This is a genomic window from Pseudomonas sp. HS6 (genome assembly GCF_023375815.1).
GTDB lineage: Bacteria > Pseudomonadota > Gammaproteobacteria > Pseudomonadales > Pseudomonadaceae > Aquipseudomonas.
The window spans coordinates 1304580-1327712 of sequence record NZ_CP067412.1; the positions used below are offsets into that span (position 1 = coordinate 1304580).

General features: G+C 58.5%; 20 protein-coding genes. 12 read left to right on the forward strand and 8 right to left on the reverse strand.

Going from position 1 to position 23133, the window contains the following annotated elements; genetic code table 11:
* Positions 1-22 precede the first annotated feature (22 nt).
* A complete protein-coding gene (locus tag JJN09_RS05920; RefSeq protein WP_249486238.1) occupies positions 23-1045 on the reverse strand; it encodes a zinc-dependent alcohol dehydrogenase family protein in 1023 nt (340 codons plus the stop codon).
* A gap of 270 nt (positions 1046-1315) precedes the next feature.
* On the opposite strand from JJN09_RS05920, the gene JJN09_RS05925 reads away from it, so the two are divergent.
* Positions 1316-2230: a LysR family transcriptional regulator gene (locus JJN09_RS05925; protein ID WP_085709803.1), complete on the forward strand. Its 915-nt coding sequence runs from the start codon at positions 1316-1318 to the stop codon at positions 2228-2230.
* Positions 2231-2584: 354 nt separating this feature from the next.
* On the opposite strand, the gene JJN09_RS05930 is transcribed toward JJN09_RS05925, so the two are convergent.
* Positions 2585-2983 (reverse strand): hypothetical protein, encoded by a 399-nt coding sequence (locus JJN09_RS05930; RefSeq protein WP_249486239.1) that lies wholly within the window; start codon positions 2981-2983, stop codon positions 2585-2587.
* Between the two features lie 380 nt (positions 2984-3363).
* Here JJN09_RS05930 and JJN09_RS05935 point away from each other — a divergent pair, with 380 nt between their 5' ends.
* Positions 3364-4395 carry a hypothetical protein gene (locus JJN09_RS05935; protein ID WP_249486240.1) on the forward strand — a complete coding sequence of 344 codons (1032 nt, stop codon included), beginning with the start codon at positions 3364-3366 and terminating at the stop codon, positions 4393-4395.
* A gap of 169 nt (positions 4396-4564) precedes the next feature.
* Here JJN09_RS05935 and JJN09_RS05940 read toward each other — a convergent pair whose 3' ends face one another.
* Positions 4565-5749: a sugar transporter gene (locus JJN09_RS05940; protein WP_249486241.1), complete on the reverse strand. Its 1185-nt coding sequence runs from the start codon at positions 5747-5749 to the stop codon at positions 4565-4567.
* 212 nt (positions 5750-5961) lie between these two features.
* On the opposite strand from JJN09_RS05940, the gene JJN09_RS05945 reads away from it, so the two are divergent.
* Positions 5962-6327, forward strand: coding sequence for a hypothetical protein (locus JJN09_RS05945; RefSeq protein ID WP_249486242.1), 366 nt, complete (start codon positions 5962-5964; stop codon positions 6325-6327).
* A gap of 56 nt (positions 6328-6383) precedes the next feature.
* Here the strand turns inward: JJN09_RS05945 and JJN09_RS05950 are convergent, their stop codons facing one another.
* Positions 6384-6668, reverse strand: coding sequence for a hypothetical protein (locus JJN09_RS05950; protein WP_249486243.1), 285 nt, complete (start codon positions 6666-6668; stop codon positions 6384-6386).
* Between the two features lie 55 nt (positions 6669-6723).
* Positions 6724-7002, reverse strand: coding sequence for a hypothetical protein (locus JJN09_RS05955; protein ID WP_249486244.1), 279 nt, complete (start codon positions 7000-7002; stop codon positions 6724-6726).
* 189 nt (positions 7003-7191) lie between these two features.
* Here JJN09_RS05955 and JJN09_RS05960 point away from each other — a divergent pair, with 189 nt between their 5' ends.
* The 6 genes from JJN09_RS05960 (at position 7192) to JJN09_RS05985 (ending at position 15201) form a co-directional block, all read left to right on the forward strand.
* Entirely contained in the window at positions 7192-8118 is a 927-nt protein-coding gene (locus tag JJN09_RS05960) for an HTH-type transcriptional regulator ArgP (RefSeq protein WP_249486245.1), read from the forward strand.
* Positions 8119-8235: 117 nt separating this feature from the next.
* Positions 8236-8583 (forward strand): DUF4190 domain-containing protein, encoded by a 348-nt coding sequence (locus JJN09_RS05965; RefSeq protein ID WP_249486246.1) that lies wholly within the window; start codon positions 8236-8238, stop codon positions 8581-8583.
* Between the two features lie 15 nt (positions 8584-8598).
* Positions 8599-9051, forward strand: coding sequence for a DUF805 domain-containing protein (locus JJN09_RS05970; protein ID WP_249486247.1), 453 nt, complete (start codon positions 8599-8601; stop codon positions 9049-9051).
* A gap of 271 nt (positions 9052-9322) precedes the next feature.
* Positions 9323-10576: a multidrug efflux RND transporter periplasmic adaptor subunit MexE gene (mexE, locus tag JJN09_RS05975; protein ID WP_249486248.1), complete on the forward strand. Its 1254-nt coding sequence runs from the start codon at positions 9323-9325 to the stop codon at positions 10574-10576.
* 15 nt (positions 10577-10591) lie between these two features.
* Positions 10592-13783, forward strand: a complete 3192-nt coding sequence (locus tag JJN09_RS05980; RefSeq protein WP_249486249.1) for an efflux RND transporter permease subunit — start codon at positions 10592-10594, stop codon at positions 13781-13783.
* Positions 13780-15201, forward strand: a complete 1422-nt coding sequence (locus tag JJN09_RS05985; protein ID WP_249486250.1) for an efflux transporter outer membrane subunit — start codon at positions 13780-13782, stop codon at positions 15199-15201. The genes JJN09_RS05980 and JJN09_RS05985 overlap by 4 nt, the downstream gene beginning before the upstream one ends.
* Before the next feature lie 59 nt (positions 15202-15260).
* Here JJN09_RS05985 and JJN09_RS05990 read toward each other — a convergent pair whose 3' ends face one another.
* The 3 genes from JJN09_RS05990 to JJN09_RS06000 are packed head-to-tail and all read right to left on the reverse strand — an operon-like array spanning position 15261 to position 18571.
* Complete coding sequence (locus JJN09_RS05990; protein ID WP_249486251.1) at positions 15261-16241, reverse strand: HlyD family secretion protein; 981 nt, start codon at positions 16239-16241, stop codon at positions 15261-15263.
* Positions 16242-16245: 4 nt separating this feature from the next.
* Complete coding sequence (locus JJN09_RS05995; protein WP_096820375.1) at positions 16246-16446, reverse strand: DUF1656 domain-containing protein; 201 nt, start codon at positions 16444-16446, stop codon at positions 16246-16248.
* Positions 16436-18571 (reverse strand): FUSC family protein, encoded by a 2136-nt coding sequence (locus JJN09_RS06000; RefSeq protein WP_249486252.1) that lies wholly within the window; start codon positions 18569-18571, stop codon positions 16436-16438. The genes JJN09_RS05995 and JJN09_RS06000 overlap by 11 nt, the downstream gene beginning before the upstream one ends.
* A gap of 192 nt (positions 18572-18763) precedes the next feature.
* Here JJN09_RS06000 and JJN09_RS06005 point away from each other — a divergent pair, with 192 nt between their 5' ends.
* The 3 genes from JJN09_RS06005 (at position 18764) to JJN09_RS06015 (ending at position 23128) form a co-directional block, all read left to right on the forward strand.
* Positions 18764-19819: a tetratricopeptide repeat protein gene (locus JJN09_RS06005; RefSeq protein WP_249486253.1), complete on the forward strand. Its 1056-nt coding sequence runs from the start codon at positions 18764-18766 to the stop codon at positions 19817-19819.
* A 139-nt stretch (positions 19820-19958) separates the two neighbouring features.
* Entirely contained in the window at positions 19959-21461 is a 1503-nt protein-coding gene (locus JJN09_RS06010) for an ATPase domain-containing protein (RefSeq protein WP_249486254.1), read from the forward strand.
* Positions 21458-23128 carry an ATP-binding protein gene (locus JJN09_RS06015; RefSeq protein WP_249486255.1) on the forward strand — a complete coding sequence of 557 codons (1671 nt, stop codon included), beginning with the start codon at positions 21458-21460 and terminating at the stop codon, positions 23126-23128. Before JJN09_RS06010 ends, JJN09_RS06015 begins: the two co-directional genes overlap by 4 nt.
* Positions 23129-23133: the final 5 nt, after the last annotated feature.

Genomic DNA, 23133 nt, shown 5'->3' on the forward strand with positions numbered 1-23133 from the left:
CCACGGACTCTGATCACAAGGGTCAGGCAGATTCGACTTGCAGCGCCACACGCTCACGGCAAGGGCATTCGTCCATGTAACGGTGTGCTTCGACAAACTCGCTGAACGGGAAGACCCGGGTCTTGAGTGGAAGCAGCACACGGTCTGCTGTCAACTGGTTGATGTCACGCAGGGCACGTTGCAACGCGACGTGATCCTGGACAATGCCCAGCTCCGGCTTCCCGGTGAAGTTGCCGATGCAGTGCACGAAGAACTGGATATTCTTCTGGAACGCTGCGCACGCCGGGAATGGTGTCTGGTTACCACCTTGCAGGCCATACAAAACCAGGCTGCCGCGAGGTGCCAGAACATCGCCAAGCAGCGACATCTGTGGCCCGCCAAGACCGTCGAACACGACATTAACGCCGCGGTTGTCGGTGATCTTGTTGATCCGCATCAACAGGTCTTCTTCTTCGGTAACGATCACTTTCTCGGCACCGAGGGACAGCAGGTATTCACGCTCTTCCGCCGTTTTCGTGGCCGCGATGACTCGTACACCCAGTGCTTTGCCCAACTGGACAAAGGACGGACCGGCGCAATGACTGGCGTCAGTGACCAAGGCAAATTGCCCGGGTTTGACGCGTGCCAGATCGACGTAACCAAAATAGGCGATCAACAGCGGCGTGTAATGCACGCTGGCTTCGATCGGGTTGAGTACGTCCGGATAACGGGTCAACGCGGTACGCGGCAGAACGATCAGCTCGCCGTAAACCGGGTAGTCGTTGGGACTCTCGGCCGGAAAACTGGCCACCTTGTCACCGACGATCAGGTCTTCGACACCGTCGCCGATGGCCGTGACCACACCGGCCATCTCATGGCCCAGGCCTGAAGGCAGGCGGGCCTGAGACGATGCCAGGTTCTGACGCCAGAGTGTGTCGTACCAGCTGATGCCGATTGCCTCGACACGCACCTGCACTTCGCCAGGACCTGGCTGAGCGGCCGCATGCTCTTCGCATTTGAGCACCTCGGCCGGACCAAACTTGTGAAAACGGATCGTGCGGGACATCGCAAACCTCGTCAAAGTAACCTCTAATGCCCTGAACTCTATCTGGGCTTTCCAGCCAAGACTATCAGTGGCTATTAATAGTCGACATGCCTGTCATTGATTCCGCAGTATGGCCAGCATTGAGCAAATCCATGAAAAAACTGCTGCATCCTTCTCAGTAAAGCTGAATTACCCGGTGCAGACTACCAGCCTTTCCCCGTAAGATTCATGCCGGCCATTGTTCTCATATGGTCGCTCTCGTCAAGCTTGATGACTCTGCCAGGACTCCAGATGAATCGTAATGACCTGCGTCGTGTCGACCTGAACCTGTTGATCGTATTCGAAACGCTGATGCACGAACGCAGCGTGACCCGCGCTGCGGAGAAGCTGTTTCTCGGCCAGCCAGCGATCAGCGCGGCGCTTTCGCGACTGCGCGGTCTGTTCGACGATCCGCTATTTGTACGCACCGGGCGCAGCATGGAACCGTCCGCCCGAGCGGTGGAAATCTTCGCCCTGCTCTCGCCTGCCCTGGACTCGATTTCGACAGCGGTCAGCCGCGCGGCCGAATTCGACCCGGCCACCAGCACCTCGGTTTTCCGGATCGGTTTGTCGGACGACGTCGAATTCGCGTTGCTGCCCATGCTGCTCAAGCGCCTGCGTGCCGAGGCTCCCGGGATTGTGCTGGTGGTCCGTCGCGTCAACTACATTCTGATGCCGGGCCTGCTCGCCTCCGGTGAAATCTCGATCGGCGTCAGCTACACCACCGACCTGCCGGCCAACGCCAAGCGCAAAGTCTTGCGCCGCAGCCAGCCAAAACTGCTGCGCGCCGATACTGTTCCGGGGCCATTGAGCCTGGACGACTACTGCGCCCGCCCCCATGCGCTGGTGTCGTTTGCCGGTGACCTCAGTGGCTTTATCGATGAAGAACTGGAAAAACTCGGCCGCAAACGCCACGTGGTGCTGGCGGTGCCACAGTTCAACGGTTTGAGCACGTTGCTGGCCGGGACGGACATTGTCGCGACCGTGCCGGATTACACGGCTGATGCGCTGACGTCTGCGGGCGGGGTGCGCGCGGAAGATCCGCCGCTGCCAACCCGTACGTTTGAACTGCACATGGCGTGGCGTGGGTCGCAGGATAATGATCCGGGGGAGCGGTGGTTGCGGTCGCGGATTCAGATGTTTTTTGGGGATCCGGATAGTCTCTAAGTGTCGTCTGTCAAACTCCCGAACTGAAGGTGGATGCCAGCTACACGATGAAATTTTGCTGGTCGGTGCCACGTGCCCTCTTTAGTTGATGAATCAGTACCTAACCCGATACGGCGAACCAGGGCTAGCACAACGCGGTCAAATCGCACAGGCAACAATTCGGTAATCGATGCAATGAGCGCCAATAACCACAGCCCCACGAAAAAACGGCCGAATACCTAAGCGCTGCTCGGACTCCAATGGCCTGCGAGCAGCGCTTACGGTTACAGTGTCCCCAAGCGTTTTGGTGAGCCCAGGCAGCTAAAAAAAGGGCCCGCTGGCACCTTGTGTGCACGGCTCGGTATTGCTGACAGATTATTGCTTGGCGGCGATTCGAACCGCCGTGCTCGGCAAGTAACCCAACTCGCACTCGCCTCTCTGTTCGATTTCTTTGAACCACAAATTAGCAGCTGCGAAATCAGGCTGATCCAGTTGGTAGTCACCGCAATTTTCGAAAGTCACCTTCACCTGCCGCAAACGTGTGTTCAGTTGAACTCCGGGATCATTCACGACGCCTTTTGCAATTTGCTGCTTGCCTCTGTCATCGACCCTGGCGACTTCAACCATAATCGAACCGTGTTCTCGGTCCTTGTACAGTTGGACGTATTCCCCCGCCGTCGTGGGGAAATCAACTCGTTGGGAGGTGTTGCTGTCCGAACACCCGGACAGGATTGCCATCGACGTAACGGCAGTAAAAAATAGAAAATTGCGCATCAACTGCTCCTAGGGAAGACGCCCAGCGTGGGCCAAGACTGAAGATAGGGGCAAAAACTGGATAAAAAAACAGTATTTGAGAATTTTTCAGCTGAGAACGAGTTTTTTGGGCTAGACGTAAGAGATTGGCTGCGATGTGAGCTGATCGAACTCGAGATCGTCCTTCCCAGTCAGAGGGGCGCTGACTGAGGGTGGGTATCTTCCTCTTGCGAGTCGTTCAGCAATCTGGTTAGATTCAGCGACGTCAGAACCTGTCTCTTGGTGGCCGTGCAAGAAGACACGCTGGCGCTATCCATGATCTACCTGAATCGACCTCATAGCTTCGCACCTAACGGCCCTACAAGCGCAGCTAGCACGATGTCGACAATCAAGGGAAAGTCATGTCCGCAATATACCCTATGCTCCAACCCCTCGTTCGTGAACTGATTGCTGAACTCGCAACGTTGGGACACTCCGTTACGCCTGATTCTTGCCACCATCTCATTCATGCCGCTTTGGGGACTGTTGCTCCAGAAATCGCTGCCGCCAATAATATCCCGCTCCAAGTTCGGCCAAGTGGCATGGACGATGACCGCCTGCAATACAACCTTTATGACACCATCCGGCGCGCCCAAAAACGGCTGAAAATCGAACACTGGCCAGCCGCGCGCGCCGCTGAGGAGGTTCTCGACGCCCTCAAGAAAAAGAGAATTAGCGTGAATCAGGTGGAGTTGTTTTTGGACTCTGCCATACCCAGGAAGGTGAAGCGGCAGGCTTTTAAATCCCTAATGAAAAACTTGCAGCTTATCGAAGCGGGCGTATCGTTACTCCCCAAAACTGCGACTCTCGCTATCGAGGCAGGTCTGGTTCCGGCGCCCGATGTTTCGTGGGAAGCGCGATTTGCACTCACGTCGGCATCACCTTTTAATCCTGCCGCAGGAATAGTTGATCGCGTCAATAATAACAAGTCGTATTTTTGGGCGTTCCCGCCAACCTGGGCAAAAGCAACTGAATGTGCAACCCTCGATCACTATTTTGGAGAGTACATGCCCACTGCAGAGATGGGGATGGGCTTCGCGATCATTCAGGCTCCATGGCCACGGGACAAGTATCCAGCACGTCACGATTCTGGCTTGCGCCACCAATATACCGTCAGCATTCCTATCTGGTCTTGGAACGCAAAGTCCGGCAAATGGCACCTTGGGAACATTCTCCGCTCACACATAAATCAGTCATCAAAGTGGTCCAGGGACGAACTTGAGCCGCTTCTACCTGCCGGATTGGCATCTCTGCCCCGAATTCACGGGTGCACCAAGTGCCACACTCTTTACATCGACAAAACGCTCCAGTATCCCGAAGTGCCGACCACGTGTTCATGCACACGCAGTCCGGGCTCATTCAATTTAATCCCTAACGCGCAATCTACTAGCTGATCTGCTTTCTCGATGGCCGTGCGATGCCCACTGTAAATATAAGCTGTAGGTGTAGGGTGTCGCTTACGGCGGCCTGAATGCACGGTCTCCAAAATCCAAGCTCCGAAAGTATTAACTAAGAAATCCTTCCGAAACCGCTTTGCTATCGCTAGCAAAGCGGTTCAAGACCTCAAACAGAAGCCCCGGGCCGAGCCTGACGATAGACCGACAGGCAGTAAATCAACAACGCCAACCCCGCCAATGCACCGCCAACAACCCCGACGTAAGCAAAGCCAAACTGGCTCCCCACCCAACTTCCCATCAGCGCCCCACCACCAATGCCGATGTTGTAGATCCCCGAAAACAGCGCCATCGCCACATCGGTCGCGTCGGGCGCCAGCACCAGGACCTTGGACTGCAACGCCAGACCGAACCCCATGATCGCCATTCCCCAGAAGATACTCAGCGCGCTCAGGTATGAGACCTTGCCGTTCAATGGCAGCAGCAAAACCAGGCACAACGCGAGCAACGACACGGCGACGATCAGAAAGCGCTGCGGGCTGTACCGATGCATCCAACTGAACAGCAAAGACCCGAAAATCCCTGCACCGCCGAATAACAGCAGGATGAGCGTGACCGTCTCGCCACTCATGCCCGCCACGACCTGAACGAAAGGTTCGATGTAGCTGTAAGCGGTGAAGTGAGCCGTCACGACCATAGCCGTCAGGATGTAGATCGCCACGAGCGCGGGTCGCTTTAACAATATGGGCAGACTTTTGAGCGACCCCGAGTTCTGGCTGGGCAACAACGGCAAGACCCTGGCCAGCCAGAACACTAACGTAGCCGCCAACACAGCGATCGCAATAAAGGTGGTTCGCCAGCCCATCGCCTCGCCCAATATCCGGCCGAGGGGAATGCCCAGCACCATCGCCAGGGAAGTGCCGGTTGCCAGCAAGCCCAATGCTTGAACCTGCTTGCCCGGCGGCGCCAGGCGCACAGCCAGAGAAGCCGTGATGGACCAGAACAGCGCATGCGACAGCGCCACGCCGATCCGGCTCACCAGCAGGACAGCGAAACTGGTCGCCAGACTCGACAGGATATGACTGACGATGAACATCGCAAACAGCACGATCAACAACTTGCGCCGCTCGACGTTGCGCGTCAGCAGCATGATGGGCAGCGACGTCAAAGACACCACCCACGCATAGATGGTCAACATCAAACCGACCTGAGCCGACGTCATGTCAAAGCTGCTGCCGATCGAACTCAACAGACCAACCGGCACAAACTCAGTTGTGTTGAAGACAAACGCAGCGAGTGCCAGCGCAATGACCGCGTACCAATTGCCGCTGGTTGTAGTCGTAGAATTGCTCATTGAAAAGTCGTGCCCATCTGTCGGTTTTACGTACACCAATTGCCGGAAAGCCTCAGACGACAGGTGGTTCGATGGCGACTGTACTATAAAGAAACGGTGACTTGTCCATCTTGCGAGTGCACATCGGCGCTCTGAGAGACAAGCATCAGGCCAGCGAAACCAGGACGTGCAGCCCCTGAGTGTTTTACCGTTCACTTGCTGGGTGAATCCATATGAATGAGCCTTATACGTCCGTAACGCGCGCCATTCCCCTCCTCTTTCTGACGCTGTGCACTACCGCATTAAGCGGCTGCATGAGTGCCGAACAACAAGCCGCCGAAGACCGTCAGACCTGTTCTGGTTATGGTTATGCGCAGGGTTCGACGGAGTTCGCAAACTGCATGATGATTTCCGATCAGCGACGTAAGAAAGCGGCGGCCGACTGGCAAGCGCAACAGGATCGGGATTGGCAACAGAAAACGGCGAAACCGGCCATGCAGGAATGCAACACCACAGAAAGTGTCGATGTCCAGGGTGATCCTTCTATGGATGGCCAGACCACTCGAACCAGGTCCAATACGGTATGTGTCGGTCAGTGATCTCGAGCACGTAAAACAGCGATGAGGCAGAGCCGGGCTGGATCAGCCCGCGCTGCTCATTGGCCGGCGTAGCCTTTGACCCGCATGCAATCATTCGTCAGATCGATCTGTTTTTCCGCGATAACGATGCCATCACCCACAGCACTGCCCATGCCGTGGGTCTTGTCGTTTGCAGACGGCGTCGAGTGGTAGCTGGCCGTTGCCGCTTTGGCCTGGTACTGGCATTCAGCTTTGTCGTGCTGGATGTCAGACGCACTGACACCTGGCTTGGACCAATCATGAACAGAGGTGACGCAGGCGCTCAAGAGCACCGCGAGCAACGCCACAATTATTAACTTCATGGTTCACCGCCTATTAATCAAAAGGACGAAAGGATTCGGATTGCGATGATGGAGGTCACTTGCAAACGAACGTCACGTTGGCGACTTCATTCGCCGGGTTCAGCGGCAAGCGAGAGTGCACTTCAAACTCACCCACTTGCTTGCCCAGCGATGCACATTTTTTGTAGGCACTGTCCAAGGCCAACTGACGGGCACCTGAGTGGGCGTGTTTCGATAGCAGAGCATTCGCCGATGCCTGGTACTCGTAGGGCCCCAGCTTCAAGTCGTGGGATTGCCAGACATAATTGCCGACCAACGCGACAGCGCTCACGGTAATAATCATGTTGAGCTTCATGGCAGGTATCGGTCGCTGGACATTTCATTCCTCATAACGCTCACCCTGTGTGGTCAATGGCGCGACGTGTGTGCGGGTCTGAATCGATCACATCGCCGTGGTGGAATGATTGAGCAGTTCGGTATCGAGGTGAAGAAAAACGAAGTATCTTTCAGTAAGGATTAGAAAAACTTAACGAGACAGATGGCCATGCAACTCGATGCAAAACAGATGCAGGCGTTCCTGGCCGTGGTCGACAGCGGCAGTTTCGAGAAGGCTGCCGAACGGCTTAACGTCACGGCGTCTGCGGTGTCGCAACGGATACACGCACTGGAAGTCCGTCTGGGCAGCTCGGTAGTGGTGCGCGGGCGACCGTGCGAACCCACTCAGGCGGGGAGAAAACTGATGCACTATCTTCGCCGTGCGACGGTGCTCGAAGAGGAACTGCTCAACGATCTGACCGGCGACGAAAAGGAGCATCTGCGGGTTGTCATAGCCGTCAACGGTGACACGCTGGCGACCTGGTTTTTTCCGGCACTGGCCGAGATTTTCGTCAGCGAGAAAATCCTGCTCGACGTCGTGGTCGACGATCAGGACCACACCTACGCCTTGCTGGAAAGTGGCCAGGTCATCGGTTGCATCGGCACACGCTCACAGCCGATGCGCGGATGTTTTGCAGAGTCGCTGGGGTCAGTGCGCTACCAACTGGTGGCATCGCCCGCCTTTCAGGAGCGATGGTTTGCCAAGGGGCTGACCCGTACGGCTGCGCGCAAGGCACCTGTTTTCGCTTATTCGCGCAAGGACACGTTGCAGTCTGATTTCATGCAGTCACGTTTCGGCCTGCAAGCAGACGCTTATCCAACCCATTACCTGTCACTTCCCGAGGCACGCCTGAAAGCCATACGGCGTGGCCTCGGATACGGGATGGTGCCGTATATGCAGGTAAGCGATCTGCTGAAAAGCCGGGAGCTGGTGGACCTGGCACCGGGTCATTTCACTGATGTAGAGCTTTATTGGCACGCCTGGGACTTGCAATCACCGCGCATGGAAACGCTCTCCGAGCGTGCAGTACACGCCGCGCGGCGCATTTTGAGCAGCAGAGAGTCGGTGAAGCGCTCAACCATGCCGAAGAAATAACGGGGGCACGGCGCGAGTGCTGGCAAAGTGCCTAATGACAAATTCGGTAATAAAGTTTAACTTACCGCCGCCCCGACCGATGGAGGGTCGGGCATTCGCACTCAGTTAAGGAAAACGATGGCAATGGTCTATTGTCGTGCTTGCGCCAAGGAGCTACACGAGTCGGCGCTCACCTGCCCCCAATGCGGGGCTCCTCAGCAGGCCCCAGTGCCGCAAACGCAGGCCGAAATGCCTTGGCTGGCCATCGTTTCATTGATCCTCGGAATTATCAGCGCACTCACCCTGTTTGATGACTCCGAATGGGATAGGGACGCGATTGTCGGTGTGGGAATTCTCAGCCTCGCGGGCCTCATTTGCGGCATCGTCTGTATCAACCAAAAACACTCAGGAAGAAACCTGGCGATTGCCGGCATTGTTTTGTCAGGTATTGCCGCGTTTGTTTTGTCCTGTTTATCGATTGAATAATTTTAGGGAAAAAATATGAGCATGGTTTTCTGCCGCGGTTGCGCCAAGGAAATTAGCAGCCTGGCCGTGGCATGCCCGCAGTGTGGGGCACCTCAAGCAACTCAACCTGCCTACGCCAGTGGCCCCGCCATCACGACGGGCAACCCATACCTGGAAGCGCTGAAGAACTACGCCGAATTCAAAGGCCGCGCCACGCGCCGCGAATACTGGATGTTCGTTCTGATCAACCTGGGTATCTGCATTGTCATGGGTGTTCTCGATGCAATGCTCAATACCAAAGGCGTCCTTTACAACGTCTACAGCCTGGCGATGTTGCTGCCGAGCATCGCGGTAGGTGCACGCCGCATGCACGACACCGACCGCAGCGGCTGGTGGTTGTTGCTGCCGATCGTCAACCTGGTGTTTCTGGTGCAAGACAGCCAGCCAGGTCCAAACCGTTTCGGGCCGAACCGCAAAGGCATCAACTGATTCACTGCGCAACACGTTGATCGAGACGGCCGCCATGGCCGTCTCTTTGTATCTGCCGTACAGAATTCGGATCGACCTCACCTTTGCGGGTCACGCAACACAGATTTGTCATCAATTCATTTGATAGCCCCCTAACGAAAGGTGCATGCTAGAGGGCTTCGCTCGGTCTTATATCATTCCGAATGATAGTTACCTTCGTGTCATTCGATTCGTTTGCTATCAACCCGCCGAGCATCATCCGCCCATCTTCAATACATTGGCGGATGCATCCATGGAACAATCACTCAAACATTTGCGCTTCCCGTTGGCTCTGTTGGCCGTAATGGTGATGAGCGCTTGCGGCAAGACTCCAGAGACCGCCGCCGCCATGCCTGCTGCCAAGGTCAGTGTGGCCAAGGTTCTGGAACAACCGGTCAACGAGTGGGACGAATTCACCGGGCGCCTCGAGGCGCCGGAAACCGTTGAAATCCGTCCACGGGTCTCCGGCCAGATCGACGAAGTCGCCTTCACCGAAGGTGCACTGGTCAAGAAAGGCGATCTGTTGTTCCAGATCGACCCGCGTCCGTTCCAGGCCGAGGTACGCCGCCTCGAAGCCCTGGTCGCCCAATCCCGAGCCAACGCCACTCGTAGTGAAAACGAAGCCGGCCGTGGCGAACGCCTGCGTGCCAGCAACGCCATCTCCGCCGAACTGGCCGATTCGCGCACCAGCGCTGCACAAGAAGCACGTGCCGCTGTCGGCGCCCTGCAAGCGCAACTGGATCTGGCCAAGCTGAACCTGAGTTTCACCCGAGTAACCTCTCCAATCAGCGGTCGCGTCAGCCGTGCCGAGATCACCGCCGGTAACCTGGTGACTGCCGACACCACTGCTCTGACCAGCGTGGTTTCTACCGACAAGGTTTACGCCTACTTCGACGCCGATGAGCGTGTGTTCCTCAAATACACCCAACTCGCCCGTCAGGGTCAGCGCGGCGCGACTACTCCGGTGTACATGGGTCTGTCCAACGAAGACGGCAACCCGCACCAGGGTCAGATGAACTTCGTCGACAACCAGGTTAACCCGAAGACCGGCACCATCCGTGGTCGCGCCGTGTTCGACAACAGCGACGGCACCTACACCCCAGGTCTGTATGCACGCCTGAAACTGGTCGGCAGCGGCACCTATAACGCCATGTTGATCAACGATGAAGCCGTCGGCACTGACCTCGGCAAGAAGTTCGTACTGGTGATGGATGCGGACAACAAGACCGCCTACCGCGCCGTTGAACTCGGTCCGAAGATCGAAGGCCTGCGTATCGTGCGCAGCGGCCTGAACAAGGACGACACGATCATCGTCAAGGGTCTGCAACGGGTTCGTCCTGGTTCTCCGGTCACGCCTGAAGTGATCCCGATGGCCAGCGAGCAAACCATTGCTGCACTGGCTCAACAACGACAAGCGCTGGAAGCCAGCAACCTGCCCAAAGTCGCACCTGCCAAAGGCGCGTCGGGATCGGTTGTGAAACTGGCTGCTGCGACCCCACGCGGTTAAGGGACGACAACTCCGATGAATTTTTCCCAATTCTTCATTTCACGGCCGATCTTCGCAGCGGTGCTTTCGCTGTTGATCCTGATCGCCGGTGCGATCTCGCTGTTCCAGTTGCCGATCAGCGAATACCCGGAAGTCGTGCCGCCCACCGTGGTGGTGCGTGCCAACTTCCCGGGCGCCAACCCAAAAGTCATCGGTGAAACCGTGGCGGCTCCACTGGAGCAGGCCATCACCGGCGTCGAGAACATGCTGTACATGTCCTCGCAGTCGACCGCTGACGGCAAAATCACCCTGACCATCACCTTCGCCCTGGGCACTGACCTGGACAATGCGCAGGTGCAGGTACAGAACCGCGTGACCCGGACCGAGCCGAAGCTTCCAGAAGAAGTGACGCGCATCGGTATCACCGTCGACAAGGCTTCGCCCGACCTGACCATGGTTGTGCACTTGACCTCGCCGGACAAACGCTACGACATGCTGTACCTGTCCAACTACGCGATCCTCAACATCAAGGATGAGCTTGCTCGTCTTGGTGGTGTCGGTGACGTGCAGCTGTTCGGTATGGGCGACTACTCGCTGCGTGTGTGGCTCGACCCGAACAAGACTGCTTCGCGCAATCTGACTGCCACTGATGTGGTCACCGCCATTCGTGAGCAGAACCGTCAGGTGGCCGCCGGCCAACTGGGCGCGCCTCCTGCCCCGAATGCCCAGAGCTTCCAGCTGTCGGTCAACACTCAGGGCCGTCTGGTCTCCGAGGAAGAGTTCGAGAACATCATCATTCGCGCTGGCGACAACGGTGAAATCACTCGTCTGAAGGACATCGCCCGTGTTGAACTGGGTTCCAGCCAATACGCCCTGCGTTCGCTGCTGAACAACCAGCCTGCCGTAGCGATCCCGATCTTCCAGCGCCCGGGCTCCAACGCCATCGAAATCTCGAACGAAGTTCGCGGCAAGATGGAAGAGCTGAAGAAAGGCTTCCCGCAAGGCATGGACTACAGCATCGTCTATGACCCGACGATCTTCGTACGCGGATCCATCGAAGCGGTGGTTCACACCCTCTTCGAAGCGCTGATCCTCGTGGTACTGGTGGTGATTCTGTTCCTGCAGACCTGGCGCGCCTCGATCATTCCGTTGGTGGCGGTGCCGGTATCGTTGATCGGTACGTTTGCGGTAATGCACCTGTTCGGCTTCTCGCTTAACGCCTTGTCGCTGTTTGGCCTGGTACTGGCGATTGGTATCGTGGTGGACGACGCCATCGTGGTGGTGGAGAACGTCGAGCGGAACATTGAACTGGGGCTCAATCCCTTCGATGCGACCAAAAAGGCCATGGGTGAAGTGACCGGCCCGATCGTTGCCACGGCCCTCGTGCTGTGTGCGGTGTTCATTCCGGCAGCGTTCATCTCCGGCCTCACCGGTCAGTTCTACAAACAGTTCGCCTTGACCATCGCGATCTCGACGGTGATCTCGGCCTTCAACTCGTTGACCCTGTCGCCAGCGCTGGCCGCTGTGTTGCTCAAAGGCCATGACGCACCGAAAGACCGCTTCTCCAAAGTGCTGGACAAGATCTTCGGTGGTTGGCTGTTCCGTCCGTTCAACCGTTTCTTCGACCGTGCCAGCCATGGCTACGTCGGTACCGTGCGCCGAGTCATCCGTGGCAGCGGCATCGCCCTCTTCCTGTACGCAGGCCTGATGGTGCTGACCTTCTTCGGTTTCTCCAGCACCCCGACCGGTTTCGTACCCGGCCAGGACAAGCAATACCTGGTGGCCTTCGCGCAACTGCCGGACGCCGCGAGCCTGGACCGCACCGAGGACGTGATCAAGCGCATGTCTGACCTGGCGCTGAAACAGCCAGGCGTGGAAAGCGCCGTGGCGTTCCCGGGCCTGTCGATCAACGGCTTCACCAACAGCCCGAACGCCGGCATTGTGTTCGTGACCCTGAAACCGTTCGACGAGCGTAAAGACCCGAGCATGTCCGCCGGTGCGATTGCCGGTGCCTTGAACGGCAAGTACGCCGGTATCCAGGAAGCCTACATGGCGATCTTCCCGCCGCCGCCGGTACAAGGTCTGGGCACCATTGGTGGTTTCCGCCTGCAAATCGAGGACCGGGGCAACCTGGGCTACGAAGAGCTGTACAAGGAAACCATGAATATCATTGCCAAGAGCCATAACGTTCCGGAACTGGCCAACTTGTTCACCAGCTACACCGTAAACGTGCCGCAGGTCGATGCTGCCATCGACCGCGAAAAAGCCAAGACCCACGGTGTGGCCGTCAGCGACATCTTCGACACCCTGCAGATCTACCTGGGTTCGCTGTATGCCAACGACTTCAACCGCTTCGGGCGCACCTATCAGGTCAACGTTCAGGCCGAGCAACAGTTCCGCCTCGAATCCGACCAGATCGGCCAGCTGAAAGTACGCAACAACAAGGGCGAAATGATCCCGCTGGCGACCTTCATCAAGGTCAGCGACACCTCGGGGCCGGATCGCGTGATGCACTACAACGGCTTCATCACCGCTGAAATCAACGGTGCCGCAGCCCCGGGCTACAGCTCTGGCCAGGCCGAAAAAGCCATCGAGAAACTGCTCAAGGATGAACTTCCGAACGGCATGACCTACGAGTGGACCGACCTGACCTATCAGCAGATTCTGTCCGGCAACACCGCGCTGTTCGTGTTCCCGCTCTGCGTATTGCTGGCGTTCCTGGTGCTCGCCGCTCAATACGAAAGCTGGAGCCTGCCACTGGCGGTGATCCTGATCGTACCGATGACCCTGCTGTCGGCCATTACCGGTGTGATCATCTCCGGCGGCGACAACAACATCTTCACCCAGATCGGCTTGATAGTACTGGTAGGCCTGGCGTGTAAGAACGCGATTCTGATCGTCGAGTTCGCCAAGGACAAACAGCAAGAAGGTCTCGACCCGCTGGCCGCTGTACTGGAAGCCTGCCGTCTGCGTCTGCGGCCGATCCTGATGACCTCGTTCGCGTTCATCATGGGTGTGGTGCCACTGGTGTTCTCCAGCGGTGCCGGTGCCGAGATGCGTCATGCCATGGGTGTGGCGGTGTTCTCCGGGATGCTTGGTGTGACCTTCTTCGGTCTGCTGCTGACGCCGGTGTTCTATGTACTGATCCGCAACTTCGTGGAACGCGGTGAGGCTCGCAAAGCGGCCAAAGCGCACAATCTTCCAAAGCCACTGGAGGCGCACCAATGAGTCTGAAAGTCTTCCTGCCGAGCCTGCTGGTACTGGCCCTGAGCGCCTGTGCAGTCGGCCCCGACTACAAGACCCCAGCCACGGAGGCGGCCAACATCACGGCCGCCACCGACGGCGCCGCCGGCCAGAAGAATTTTGACCGTTCGAAGTTCGAAGGCATCTGGTGGCAACAATTCGACGATCCGACCCTCAACCAGTTGGTGACTCAATCGCTGCAAGGTAACCGCCAACTACGCGTGGCGTTCGCTCGCTGGAAAGCCGCACGGGCGATCCGCGACGACGTCAGCAATGACGCCATGCCAACCATCACCAGCCGCGCCAGCAGCGATCTGGCCAAGGGACAAATCCCCGGCCAGACCACCAAACGGGTCAACAGCGAACGCTATGACCTGGGTCTGGACATGGCCTGGGAAATCGATCTGTTTGGCCGCATCCAGCGCAATCTGGAAGCCAGCGACGCTGACCAGCAGGCTGCCGAAGCGGATCTGTACCAGCTGCAAGTCACCATGATTGCCGAATTGGTGGACGCTTACGGTCAACTGCGCGGTGCGCAACTGCGGGAAAAGATCGCTGTGGCCAACCTGGAGAACCAGCAGGAGTCGCGCAAGATCACCATCAGCCTGCGTGACGCCGGCGTTGGCGATCAGCTCGATGTCGAGCGTGCCGATGCACGTCTGGCAGCGGTCGAGGCCAGCGTGCCGCAATTGCAGGCCGAGCAGGTTCGGCAGAAAAACCGCATTGCGACCTTGTTGGGCGAGCGTCCGGACAAACTGACCGTCGACCTGAGCCCGAAAGACTTGCCAGCCATCGCCAAGGCATTGCCGATCGGCAATCCGGGCGAACTGCTGCAACGTCGCCCGGACATCCTCAGCGCCGAACGCAAGCTGGCTTCCGCTACCGCACGTATCGGTGTGGCCAAGGCCGATCTGTTCCCTCGCGTCAGCCTCAGCGGCTTCCTCGGCTGGACGGCTGGGCGAGGTTCGCAGATCGGTTCCTCGGCGGCCAACGCCTGGGCACTGGGCCCGAGCATCACCTGGGCAGCGTTCGACCTTGGCAGCGTGCGGGCCCGTTTGCGCGGTGCCGATGCCGATGCCGAAGGCGCACTGGCAACTTACGAGCAACAGGTGCTACTGGCCCTGGAAGAATCGGAAAACGCTTTCAGCGACTACGGCAAACGCCAGCAACGCTTGATCTCGCTGATCCGCCAGAGCGAATCAAGCCGCAAGGCTGCCGATTTGGCTGAAATTCGCTATCGCGAAGGCACCACCGACTTCCTCGTGCTGCTCGACGCCCAGCGTGAACGCTTGAACGCTGAAGACAGTCAGGCCCAGGCCGAAGTGGATCTGTATCGCGGCATCGTCTCGATCTACAAGGCCCTGGGTGGCGGTTGGCAGCCAGAAACGGTCGCCAGCAAGTAACAGTTTTTTAAAGAGCTCCTTTGGTTGGCCGCAACCAACCAAATTCTTTGCCCCGCGTATCATTCGGTCGCGGGGCTTTTTTGTGCCTGTCTTTCAGGGTTTTCCAGCACCGTTACGGTCGCCGTGGTGCCTGCCCTCAAACGCCCCTTGCCGGCGTAGTCCGGGTCGATCCCGATTCGTACGGGCACTCGCTGCGCAAGCTTCACCCAGGTGTAGCTGGGGTTGATGTTGGCCAGCAATCGACTTCCCGGTGCGTTTTCCCGGTCGGCAATGGCGAAGGCGATGCTTTGCACGGTGCCGCCAAATTTTTCGCCACTCATCAATTCAATTCGCACCCGGTCGCCCTCTTCGATCCTTGGCAGTTTGGTTTCCTCGAAATAGCCACTGACGTAGAACGAGTCGCTGTCCACCAGTGCCAGAAGCGCGCCGCCAGCCACCGCGTAGTCGCCCTGACGGGTCAACAGGTTGGTGACATAGCCGCTGACCGGCGACTCGACACGGGTGCGCTGCAAGTCCAGCTCGGCCTGGGTCAGTGCGGCAATCGCCAACTGCACGTTGGCTTCCGCCAGACCGAGATTGGCCTGGTTACGCAACAGGTCAGCCTGGGCCACGGCCACGTCGGTGCTGGACTTTTCCCACTCTTCCCCCGAAATCGCAAAGCCCTGTTTGAGCGTGCGTCTGCGCCGTTCTTCGCTCTCGCGTTGCTTGAGCAACGCCTCACTGGCGACGATGGCCGCACGGGACTGGCCGAGTGTGGCCCTGGCCACCTCAACCGAACGTTTTGCATGTTCGACCGCCAGGCTGTAGCGAGCCGGGTCGATCTCCAGCAACAACTGGCCTTTGTCGACATGCTGGTTGTCCTGCACCGCGAGACTGACAATACGCCCCGAGACATCCGCCGACAGGGTCACGACATCCGCCCTCACCCGCGCATCTCGCGTCCACGGCGCGCGGGTGTAATGTTCCCAGGCGAACCAGCCGAGCACGATGGCCAACAGCACCACGGCCAATGTCGTCAATCGAGTGAGCAGCGTCTTCAAGGCATCAGGCTCCCATCAACAAGATCAGTGTGGCGCACACACAGGCGTACAACGCACCTTCGAACAGAGCTTCATGCCAGACTAGTCGTAGGACGCCGAGACGACGCAATACCCAGTCCAATAATAGAAAGACTGGTATGGCGAGGATCAGCGCCTGGGCGATTGGCGGCAGATAGACACCACCGACCTCGAAATCAATGGGCAAGGACGGGTTCTCCTTCTGGTGCGTTGTCTTGCAGATACTCACCATGACGCTCAAGGAACGCGACGACGATCAACAGCGCCACGCGCATGCGAAATACTGACCACAGGTGCTCGTGCGTGGCGGCATGCAATTCATCCAGTTGGTCACCGAGTGCATGCAGCGTAGTCAGCAAGGCTGGCAGGTGCACATCCGGACGGCCAGCGACGAAGCGGCCGGTCTGGCGCAAGGCGGCCATCAGTTGTTGGCCGAAAGCGTCCGTGAGCAAGGCGTTACCCTGCACCTGTTGTCTGAGCTGATGGATGGCGACGCCGACTGCCACACAGGCAAGACTGATTTCATATCGTCGTTGCATATCCGGATCACTGGCTGCCGGCAACAGCCCCAGCATGGTTGTCAGGCGATCGACCATGCGGCTTTCGAACGCGAATTGCTCTTCGTCTGTAGGAGAGACTTTCGTCAGTTGATACACCTGCTCCCGCGCTTCGTTGTAGAACCGGCGGATTCGCAACACCGGGCGGAACGGAAAGATCCACGCATAGACGATCAGAGCCAGCATCGCCGCGCTCACATAGGCACCGGCAAACTCGAACCATTGAATGGCGGTGTTCTGCCCGGTGCCGACGTTCTGTGGGCCGAGCATCAGGAAACTCGACAAGCCCAGCCCCATGCCAATGCCCGCTGTGGCCGGGCTGGCCAGCCCCACCGCGATCACATAGAGCAAAGGCGCCAGTAAAAGCGCCAGCCATTCGAAATCGTTGACCGCCGGCACCAGCATGAACTGATACAGCGCCGAAACCACCAGTGCCAGGCCCAATCCGCGAGCGTAGCTCTGTGCGGCGATCAAGGGGCGCGGGAACGTCGCCATCAGTGAACAGAGAATTCCCACCAGAATCATCCCGCCACGCGCCCCGTCCCAGGCGGTTTCGATCCAGATCAGCCCGGCCACCAGCAACGCGCTGAAAGCCCGAATGGCGTTCATCGCTGCCAGGGTGAAATCCAGGTGCAACGGACTGGACTGGCCGCGAAACATGCAACTGGCCTCCCGCCCGTCCTGTATCGCTTCGCTCAGTTCGAGGATCTGCTCCAGTTGTTGCAGTAGCCGCGCCTGCTCCCAGCGCAGTGCCCATGCCAGCGAACGCAGGGTCGCGCTCATGTCTTCGGTCAGTTGTTCAGCCCTGTAGGCCAGCGCTTCGAATTGTTGCTGCAGGGCGATCAGTTGATGCCTCATGTCTTCCGGCAGTGAACGTCCGTACTGCGACAATTGATCAAGAAACGCCAGCTCGTCGGCACGCAAGCGCTGAACCTCCAACGGCAGATCGCCGTCCCAGCGCTCGGTCAGCAACTGACGCTGATGACGCAGTGCTGTCAGACGCGACGTCAGCAGCATCAGTTGATTGCCCAGCATCAACACCAGATTGTTGGCACTGCGCAGGCGCGGGGCATCGAAATACAGATGCCGACGCAAGCCTTCCAACGCACTGATTTCTCCGAGCAGCTGCATTTGCCGGCGCTGGAATTCGGCTTCGCTTTCTTCGGTGCGAATCACCGCGGCGGCGTGGGTGGCCACCAGTTTGATGACCTGATCGACTTTCGCGAAGTAGTTGCGCGAAACCGCCTCGGGACGCGCAGTGAGCAGGCTGACGACACAGACGCAAGCCACCGCCAACAAGGTTTCAGTGACCCGGGTAACTGCCAGCAGGAAGGTCCCGTCCTGATCCGGGATCGCCAGCAGCGCCACCACCACGGCGGTGTAGCCACTGAGTACGAACGCCTGCGAACTGGTGTAGCGCAGCAAGGTGCCGCCAGCTGTACACAACGCCAGCCACAACGCCAGGGTCGTGATAAACGGTAGAGGCGCCTGAGGGAAGATCGCCATGATCAACACCGCCACGGCAGCCCCGAGCGTGGTGCCGATGACCTGACCGAAACTGCGGGCCAACGCCATCCCGGCTAATGGCTGACTGATGATGACCACTGCCATGATCGACCACTTGGGTTGATCGAGATCGAACAGAAACGCCAGGTACAACGTCAGCAGCCCGGCGGCGACGGTGCGCAGGGCAAACAGCAGCACCGCCTGGCCGGGCTGGATCACTGCCTTGAAATAATTGAGCAGGGCTTGCATGGACACACTCGTCGAGGGAACTTCACCAAGCGTAGTCACTGCATCGAAAGCTCGACGGCTTCCAGTGCCGACAGATGATGTAGGGCGATTCATCATTAGTAGTGAGTGATATCGGGCAGAGTGTTTGACTCACAGCGTCAGCTGACCGAAGCTTGCCCCCTCTGCGACAATATGAAAGCTTCGGATACCTGCATGCCTCAGTCCCGCCGCTACTTGCTCATCAGTCTTGGCCTCGTGCTTGTCCTCCTGGTTGCATGGCTGTCCCTGCGCAGCACCGTTTCCGTGGTGCCGGAAGCGATCAAGCATGGCTACAGTGAAGCGCTGGGCGCGGCCCGAGCCGGCCAACCGGGCGCGGCTCGGGTTTTGTACCAACAACTGGGGCGCCCGGACCTGTCGGTCAAGCGGCGTGTCTGGCTGCACGCCGAACTGCCGAACTACCCGAGCCCGCAAGCGTTGAAACTGGCGGATGCCGATCTGCAGAACGAATCCCCCGATGTACGAATGGCGGCGATCAGGAGCGTGACCGGCCTGGTGCCGGGCGGCCAGCGCAGTCTGTTGCTCGGCCCTTTGCTCGACGATGAAGACCAAAACGTTCGGTTTGCGGCGATCAACGCCCTGCTCGGATTGTCCCCGGATCAATTGGGCTTGTACTTCGCACCGTTGCAGCAAGGCATCGACAGTTGGGAACAGGCTCTGAAAAGCCAAGCGGAAAGTGCCGCCAATTTCGTACAGCTGGCTCGACTGCATCTGCACAACGCCGAGCTCAAACAAGCACAGGAAGCGCTTGAACAAACCTTGAAGCTGGATCCCGGCAACCTGCCGGCGCTGGTGATGCAGATCGAAGTGCTCGACCGCCAGGGCCAAAGCGATGAAGCCCGACAGCTACTGGCCAGACAATTGAAAGCGCAACCGGACTCGGCCTATCTGCAACATGCGTTGGGCCTATGGCTGCTGCATCACGATCAACGCGAATTCGCCCTGCTCGGTCTGTCCAAAGCCGTGGAACTGGAGCCTGACAACAAGGACTATCGTTACGACCTCGCCACCACACTGCACAGCGCCGAGGAACTTGAAGCAGCGCAGAAACAGTTGCAGGAAATCGTCCAGCGTCACCCTGCCGACCGCAAGGCGCGGGTACTGCTGATCAACTACTGGAAGGAAAGTGGTCAATTGCAGAACGTGCAGGTTCTGCTGGCCCAGCTCGAACAGATGAACCCTGACGACCCGTCTCTGCAGCAGGGCCTCTGAGCGACTTCTGACAGCATCCTCGACACATCGCGCAAGAAATTCGGAACCGCCATCTCGGCAAAGGGTCAAGTAAACAGGCAGCCCACAAAGGCGTACACCTCCCGCTGCCTCGTTTCCCCTAGTTATGAGAGGGCATTTTTTGTCTACATCGAACGAGTTGATCAGCGCAAAAGCCGCCACGGGCATCGAAGGTCTGGACGACATTCTGGCCGGTGGTTTGTCTCGTGGTCATGTTTTCCTGCTGGAGGGCGAGCCCGGCACAGGTAAAACCACAGTCGCGTTGCATTTTCTTCTCGCGGGAGCCCGTGCCGGCGAACGCTGTTTGTACATCACCCTCTCCGAAACCGAGCGCGAACTGCGCCAAGGTGCGCTCTCACACGGCTGGGAATTGAACGACAACATCGAGATTTTCGAGCTGACACCACCGGAAAGCCTGCTCAACGCCGAGCATCAACAGAGCCTGCTGTACTCCTCTGATCTGGAGCTGGGCGAAGCCACCAAGCAGATTTTCGAGGTGGTCGAGCGATTCAAACCGACCCGGGTGGTGCTCGACAGCCTGTCGGAGATCCGCCTGCTGGCGCAAAGCTCCCTGCGTTATCGCCGGCAGATCCTGGCGATCAAGCACTACTTCGTACGGTATGACGCGACGGTACTGCTGCTGGATGACCTGACGACAGAGTCCCTCGACAAGACCGTGCACAGCGTGGCTCACGGTGTCATCCGCCTGGAAGAGCTGACCCCCAATTACGGCGCCGAACGCCGACGTGTACGGGTGATCAAGTATCGCGGCCAGAAATATCGCGGCGGCTTTCATGACTTCACCATCATGGGTGATGGCGTACACGTCTTTCCGCGTCTGGTGGCGGCCGAACATCGCGGCGATTACCCGCGCCTGCAATTGACCAGCGGCATCAACGAAATGGACGCGCTGCTGGGCGGCGGGATCGAAACCGGCTCCAGCACGTTGATTCTCGGCCCGGCCGGCACCGGTAAATCGCTGATATCGATGATCTTCGCTTCCGCCGCAGTGATTCGCGGCGAAAAAGCGGCGCTGTTCATTTTCGATGAAGAGCTCGGCCTGCTGTTCGAACGCATGAAGAACATCGGCATCGACCTCAAGGCCCTGCAAGCCACCGGCAATCTGTTGATCGAACAAGTAGACGCTGCCGAGTTGTCACCCGGCGAGTTCTCCCATCGGGTACGGCGCTGCGTCGATGAGGGCGACATCAAGACCGTGGTGATCGACAGCATCAACGGCTATCAGGCTGCGATGCCGGAAGAAAATGCGCTGGTCCTGCACATGCATGAACTGCTGCTGTACCTGAACCGCAAAGGTGCCGCGACCTTCATGACCGTCGCCCAGCACGGTCTGGTCGGCGACATGCAGGCTCCGGTGGACATCACGTATCTGGCCGACACGGTCATCCTGTTGCGCTACTTCGAAGCCCTCGGCAAGGTGCGTCGGGCGATTTCGATCATCAAGAAACGCACCGGCAGCCACGAATCAACCATCCGCGAATACCGAATTTCTCCTCAGGGCATGACCATCGGCGAACCGCTGGAAGCCTTCCAGGGCGTATTGCGCGGCGTGCCGACGTATCTCGGTGCGAGCAATCCGCTGCTCAAGGAAGACAACTTGTGACCGTCACCGTCCCGCTGTCCGAACGGGCGCTGATCCTCGCGCCCCTGGGTCGCGACAGCCAGATCGCGCTGATGATCCTCAACGAGGCCGGTTACGGCGGCCTCATCACTTCCGGGCTGGGGAATCTGTGCGCCGAACTGGAACCCGGCGCCGGTCTGCTGCTGATCGCCGCCGAAGCCCTGAATGGCCCGGAACTCGAGGGTCTGTTGCTGTACCTGGAGCAGCAACCGGCGTGGTCTGACTTGCCGATCGTCTTGCTCACCCATCACGGCGGATCCGAACAGGGCCCTTCTTCGCGTCTCAGTGAATTACTGGGCAACGTGACATTCCTTGAGCGCCCTTTCCATCCGGCGACCTTGATCAGCCTCGTCACAACTGCCCTGCGTGGGCGACGACGACAGTACGAAGCTCGCGATCGCCTGATCGATCTGAGCGAAAGCGAGCGGCGCCTGCAATCAACCCTCGAAACCCTTGAGCAACAAGTCGAGGAACGCACGGCGCAACTGCGGCACAACGAAGAAGCGCTGCGCCAGTCGCAGAAAATGGAGGCGGTCGGCCAGCTCACCGGTGGTATCGCCCACGACTTCAACAATATGCTGACCGGGATCATCGGTAGCCTGGAACTGCTGCGCCGGCGACTGGCTCGTGGACGGACTGAAGATCTCGACAGCCTGATCGATCTGGGCGTGACGTCAGCCAACCGCGCGGCCGGCCTGACTCACCGTTTGCTGGCGTTTTCCAGGCGGCAGTCGCTGGACTCCAAAGCTGTTCAGATGAATGAGCTGGTGCAATCGATGGGCGAACTGCTGCAGCGCAGCCTAAACGAAAGCATCCAGTTGGACATGCGTCTGCACGAGCAGTTGTGGGTGGCCAAGGCCGATCCCAATCAACTGGAAAGCGCCCTGCTCAACCTGGTGATCAATGCCCGCGACGCGATGCCCGATGGCGGCAATCTTGTAGTCGAAACCGGTAATCAGGTACTGGATCGCGATTTCACCGCGACCTACAGCAATCTGTCGCCCGGTGATTACGTGGTGTTGAGCGTAATGGACAACGGCTGCGGCATGCCGCAGAGCGTGATCAACCGAGCATTCGATCCATTTTTCACCACCAAACCCATCGGCCAGGGCACAGGTTTGGGTCTGTCGATGATCTATGGTTTCAGCAAGCAATCCGGTGGGCATGTGTCCATCGAAAGCGAAATCGATCAAGGCACCACGGTGAAACTCTATCTGCCGCGTTTCCAGGGCGAGCCCCTGCCCCACACCCCGGTGGACACGGAACAGGCACCGGATGCCGTGGAAGGCGAAACCGTATTGATCGTCGAAGACGACCCGGCCGTGCGCGTGCTGGTCAGCGCGGTATTGAGTGAGTTGGGTTATGGATTTGTCGAAGCCAGTGACGCCGACGGCGCGGTGCCGATCCTGGACTCGACACAGCGCATTGATCTGCTGATCAGCGATGTCGGACTGCCGGGCATGAATGGCCGGCAACTGGCGGAAATCGGCCGGCAATACCGGCCAGAGCTGAAAGTTCTGTTCATCACCGGTTACGCCGAGCACGCTGCGGTACGCGGCGGGTTCCTCGACCCAGGCATGCAGATGATCACCAAGCCGTTCACCTTCGATCTGCTGACGGCGAAGGTGCGGGAGATGATCAAGAGTTGAGGCGG